Source organism: Microcoleus sp. OTE_8_concoct_300 (assembly GCF_031383065.1).
In the GTDB taxonomy this organism is placed as follows: Bacteria; Cyanobacteriota; Cyanobacteriia; order Cyanobacteriales; family Microcoleaceae; genus Microcoleus.
This window is the reverse complement of record NZ_JANMZH010000575.1, coordinates 1-2,411: the sequence shown is the minus strand read 5'-3', so window position 1 is coordinate 2,411 and position 2,411 is coordinate 1. Positions and strand designations below refer to the sequence as shown.

The 2,411-nt window shown below is 45.7% G+C and carries 4 protein-coding genes and 1 pseudogene; 2 read left to right on the top strand and 3 right to left on the bottom strand.

The features are described 5' to 3' along the window. The first annotated feature begins 7 nt into the window (after positions 1–7). Positions 8–136, top strand: a complete 129-nt coding sequence (locus tag ACUVJL_RS26320; RefSeq protein ID WP_445248496.1) for a hypothetical protein — start codon at positions 8–10, stop codon at positions 134–136. A 164-nt stretch (positions 137–300) separates the two neighbouring features. Here the strand turns inward: ACUVJL_RS26320 and arfB are convergent, their stop codons facing one another. Next, complete coding sequence (gene arfB, locus ACUVJL_RS26315) at positions 301–714, bottom strand: alternative ribosome rescue aminoacyl-tRNA hydrolase ArfB (protein ID WP_333049207.1); 414 nt, start codon at positions 712–714, stop codon at positions 301–303. 222 nt (positions 715–936) lie between these two features. Continuing rightward, positions 937–1,407: a restriction endonuclease gene (locus ACUVJL_RS26310; RefSeq protein WP_445248534.1), complete on the bottom strand. Its 471-nt coding sequence runs from the start codon at positions 1,405–1,407 to the stop codon at positions 937–939. A gap of 176 nt (positions 1,408–1,583) precedes the next feature. Here ACUVJL_RS26310 and ACUVJL_RS26305 point away from each other — a divergent pair, with 176 nt between their 5' ends. After that, entirely contained in the window at positions 1,584–1,826 is a 243-nt protein-coding gene (locus tag ACUVJL_RS26305) for a hypothetical protein (RefSeq protein WP_445248533.1), read from the top strand. 120 nt (positions 1,827–1,946) lie between these two features. Here the strand turns inward: ACUVJL_RS26305 and ACUVJL_RS26300 are convergent. Then, positions 1,947–2,411: pseudogene (locus ACUVJL_RS26300) on the bottom strand (NADP-dependent phosphogluconate dehydrogenase); the annotation flags it as partial.

Below are 2,411 nucleotides of genomic sequence, written 5' to 3'. Positions count from 1 at the left end.
GCAAGCCATTAGCAAATGGGAACGAGGGCTAGACGAACCCGAACTGACCATTGCTCAAATGAAAGCTCTTTGCAAAGCTTTGGGAAAAACGCTTAACGATTTGCCTGACGACTTAGGCCCACCAAATCCCGACTGACAACTAAAAAGTCAAAAAGCCCGATCGACCTTTCATATCATGTCCGATCGATTGACCATAATATCCCGGCCGGGCGGGTTTTTGAGATTGTCAATTATTGGCAGATATTGGCAGGTTTACCCGCCCCTACAAAAATCGCGGTCGCCCGATCGACCTTTCATCCCTCAATCCGTAATTTTCGCTCTCAGAGCTTTAATCTGCCCTCGCTTGGTTTTGCTGTCGAGACGCTTGCGCTGGGAACTACGAGTCGCTTTGCTGGGTTTGCGCCTTTTCGGTATGACGATCGCACTTTTAATCAGTTCTTGCAGCCGTCTCAAAGCCTCTTCCCGGTTTTGTTCCTGGCTGCGGTGTTCCTGGGCTTTGATGACAATCACACCTTCGGAAGTGATGCGCTGGTCGTTGATTTGCAACAAACGCTCCTTGTAGCGATCGGGCAATGAGGAAGCTGGGATATCAAAGCGCAAGTGAATCGCACTCGCCACCTTATTTACATTTTGTCCCCCCGCGCCTTGAGAGCGAATCGCACTAATCTCGATTTCGCGATCGTCTATGAACACAGTGTTAGAAATTTGTAGCATGATTCAACAGTGAGATTAATGATACAGGTCGATCTCGCTTGTCTGCGGAGGCGGACGAAAGTTTGACTCTATGCAGCGATTTCAAGATCCGAATGATGCACTTAGTTTAGTATATATAGCGGTTCTCAGAAAAGTGAGGTATGCCCTATGCCCTATGCCCTATGCCCTATGCCCTATGCCCTATGCCCATGAGTACCTCATCTTTCTGAGAAAGGCTATAAGTTATTTACAATTCTTAGCTAGCAGGATGAATTCGATTAGTTTTTTTCGATCCCATAACTCTACGTCGTTAGATTTAGCAAGTTTGCAAGCGTTTTCTGTAAATCGGTTGTTGGTGATTACTCTGCCTTTATTTCCTTTGTAATGTCTGACGGCTCCTGCTACTTCTTGAACTGCTTTAATCCCAACTGGATTTTTGCTTCTTTTCGCTTGAACCACGGTTCTTGAGCCATCCTTGTATAAAATTAAATCCGCCCCATAATCTTGGCTGTCTTGAGTTAAAGTAACACTATAACCAAAGTATCTAAAATGGACATCTAGAAATTTTTCAAACTCTTTTCCCGTCATTTCATCCACTTCCCGAATACCACTGTCTAATAAACGCTTTTTTTCCTCTTCGTCTTTCAATGTATCCAATACCGCTACGGCAATTTCACCGAAAACGGCAGCGGCTCTTACTATAAAAGGTTTCATAAAGCTACACTTATTTTAAATAGATGTCTATCATTTATAGCCTTTCTCAAAAAGGTGAGGTACGAATTTTGACCTGGAAAGCTTGACAATACAGGGTTTCTGTATACCTCATTTATCTGAGAATCGCTATATACTACAAAGTGGCGAGACTGTTCGTGTAGACGAGGTTGAATACTATGACGAAACCGCAGGATATCGTTCGAGAACAAGACCGGAGATTAGGAGAATTAATGGCGATCGCACGTCAGCGATTCCTCGATGCAGGTGGCGATCCTCGACACCCGCCATCAGGTTTAAAAGGCGATGATTACATGACAGAGGCAGAAAGACAAGAAGCACTGGCGAGCGCCCGATCGCTCTTTAACGACCAATATAGCAATCCTAAATCATTTGTAAATTTCTTATATCAAATCCGTTGACATCGGAATTATGCATCTCTCTCTTCTCTTTCTCTGTGTCCTCTGTGCCCTCTGTGGTTTAATCATTCCGATATAACCGGAATTAGTAAGGTGCGCCGAAACGCACCCTACAAAAATTAATTAATCCGTAGTACCAGTTTGCAGCGACTCTTTAGCAGTCTGCGTCCACTCCGAGTGGAAGAATTCGCCGCGCGGTTTGTCGGTGCGTTCGTAGGTGTGAGCCCCGAAATAATCGCGCTGAGCTTGCGTGAGGTTTTGCGGCAATCTTTCGCGCCGGTAGCTGTCGAAATAGTCCAGCGACGCGCTAAAGGCTGGCACTGCAATCCCCAGTGTGCTAGCAGTAGCCAATACCTCCCGCCAAGCTGATTGGCGATCGAGAATGCTCTGTTTGAACTCCGGCGCTAACAGCAAATTTGGCAGCTCAGGATCGTCCTTAAAAGCTGTTTTAATCTTGTCCAAAAATCCAGCCCGAATAATACAGCCACCCTTCCAAATTCGGGAAATTTCGCTCAAACTCAAGTCATAGTTGTACGACTTCGAGGCCGCGCTCAACAGCGCCATGCCTTGCGCGTAGGAGCAAATCTT